The organism is Candidatus Woesearchaeota archaeon, from assembly GCA_003694805.1.
Lineage (GTDB): Archaea > Nanobdellota > Nanobdellia > Woesearchaeales > J110 > J110.
This window is the reverse complement of the sequence record RFJU01000122.1, coordinates 1-2146: the sequence shown is the minus strand read 5'-3', so window position 1 is coordinate 2146 and position 2146 is coordinate 1. Positions and strand designations below refer to the sequence as shown.

The 2146-nt window shown below is 51.5% G+C and carries 2 protein-coding genes and 1 tRNA gene; all 3 read right to left on the bottom strand.

Annotation, left to right across the window (positions count from 1 at the left end; genetic code table 11):
- Positions 1-415, bottom strand: a 415-nt coding sequence (locus D6783_04455; GenBank protein ID RME52558.1) for a hypothetical protein, incomplete at its 3' end; no start/stop codon positions are given.
- A gap of 247 nt (positions 416-662) precedes the next feature.
- A tRNA-Met gene (locus D6783_04450) sits at positions 663-737 on the bottom strand.
- Positions 738-844: 107 nt separating this feature from the next.
- On the bottom strand, positions 845-2146 hold a 1302-nt coding region (locus D6783_04445; GenBank protein ID RME52557.1), incomplete at its 5' end, for a hypothetical protein.

The window sequence follows — 2146 nt, the reverse complement described above, 5'->3', positions numbered from 1 at the left end:
TGCTCGGGGCGTCCTCGCCCCTTTTTTTTTTCCAATTTTTGAGTTGTTCGCGATAGATGCCCTCCCATGGGACGTGAGCACCTTTTGCCTTTGCTTCTGTGTTGAGAAGAACTGCTCGCCTGCCATGCTCTTCTAACATTGAAAATGCTTCGGTACTGTGTGGGTTGTAGAGAGAGACGACACCTAAAAAGTACGCTGCGTCCTCCATGTTTCTCACTACTTTTTTGTTTATGAGGGCTTTCATTCTCTTTTCGAGGTCAGGGTACGTATCGTGTAGCTCTTCAATGACGTTCGGGTCTCCGATGTCTTGAAATTCCATTATTGAGTAAATGTCTTGGAGGTACTTGCTTGGTTTTTTCTTGAACGAGTTCATGGTGCCCCGTGATATGTTTGCAAGGGGGTTTTTTGTTCTCATTCAAAAACATTTTGTTTCCATATAGAAATAATATGGGGTTAAAAAGTGGTTAAAAAGATTGAAAAGCATTTACGCGCCGTTTGCTCCAGCTCTCTCCACTCCCGCGCTCTCCATCATTTCACTCTGGCTAATGCAACCTTTACTTCCAAACGCTCAGCTGCCTCAGAAATAAAGAAATAAAGCGGTCATGAGTATGTGGTGCTCAGTTCACGCTTCGTTAGCGTGTTAGCTCCCATTAAAAAGAAAGTAGCGGGGGAAGGATTTGAACCTCCGACCTCCGGGTTATGAGCCCGACGGGCACTCCTAGCTGCCCCACCCCGCTGCTGCTTGAAAACACAGGTGCTTCACGTTGAGCGTGAGGACGCTTTGTAGGAACAAAAAGGGTGTTTATAAGCGTTGTGGCCTGTGGCGTTTTGGCCAACGAGCGGCTCAGGCGTCATAGCGGTGAAGGTACGCTTCGCCAAGCTTTTTTTTGAGAAGGTAGGGGATGTTCCCCTGCCAGGTGACGTTTCCCTTTACGAGAAGCGCTTGCCTGCCTGCAAGATGAATGATGACGAGGTAATGCACGGGTGGCGTGTACGGTTTGAGCGGCTTCCCTGCTATGTCCCGCACGATGTTTTTAGCAATAAGGCGTCCTTGTTCGAGTGCGACTGTTGCGAGCTTAGGAAGGGGTTTGGGTTGGAATGACGTGCAGTCTCCGCAAGCGTACACGCGCGTTTGGCCTTCCACGCGAAGATCGGGTCGGATGATGAGAGCGCCGTGGCTGTCAAGAGGAAGTGAGAGCTTCGTGCAAACACGTGCTGGCTTGAGCCCTGCAGCCCAGAGCACGACTCCTGCAAGAATCGCCGTCCCGTCGCTGAGATGGACTTTCGTCTTCGTAACGCTCGTGACGGCAACTGAGGTGTGGATGGTGATGCCAAGTCTTCTGAGGTGGCGTGCGACCTTCTTCCTGCACGGTGGCGAGAAGAGTGGAGCGACGAAGGGTGCCCTCTCAACAAGAACGAGTTTGAAGAGAGCGGGGTCCGCTCCGTACTTGGTGCATTCTGCTCGGAGGTAATAGTGGAGCTCTGCCATGACTTCAATGCCTGAGATGCCTCCCCCGACCATGACGATGGTGGAGTCTCCTTCCTGAGCGAACCGTCCGAAGCGTTGATAGTGATCAAGACGTTCTCGCACGCGTTGCTGGAGGAGTTCTATACACGAGACTGACTTGACAGGAATAGCGTTCTGTGATCCTGGAATGTTGTACGTACACGGCTCGCTCCCGAAGTTGAGGATGAGGTAGTCGTACGGGAAGGCCTCTTTGTTCGTTATAACCTTGCGCTGGCGCGTATCGAGTCCTACTATTTCACGGCGGTAGAAGGAAATGCCCCTTGGAGGAAAGACGCGGGCGTAATAGGTGTGAAGGTTTTCAGGAACGACTCCTTTTTGCAGGAGTTCGAAGATGGCGCCGTAGTACGTGTGATGTTTTTTTCGGTCGAGGCAGATGATGCGCGCGTTCTCGCCAAGCTTCTTTTTGAGGAGCACGGCAGCTTCCAGCCCGCCAAAGCCGCATCCCGCCACAAGAATAGTTGGTCGTCGTGGAGTGTTTTCTCTTGCGCGAAGTTTCATGGGCGATGGTTCTTGGTGGTAGTTCGCGTGTTGGCTTACGTGTTTTTTGTGCACGTTCTTTTTTCCCTTCTTGTGTTGCGTCGGCATCACCCTCTCAGCTTGTTTTACGTTGTTCCTTTC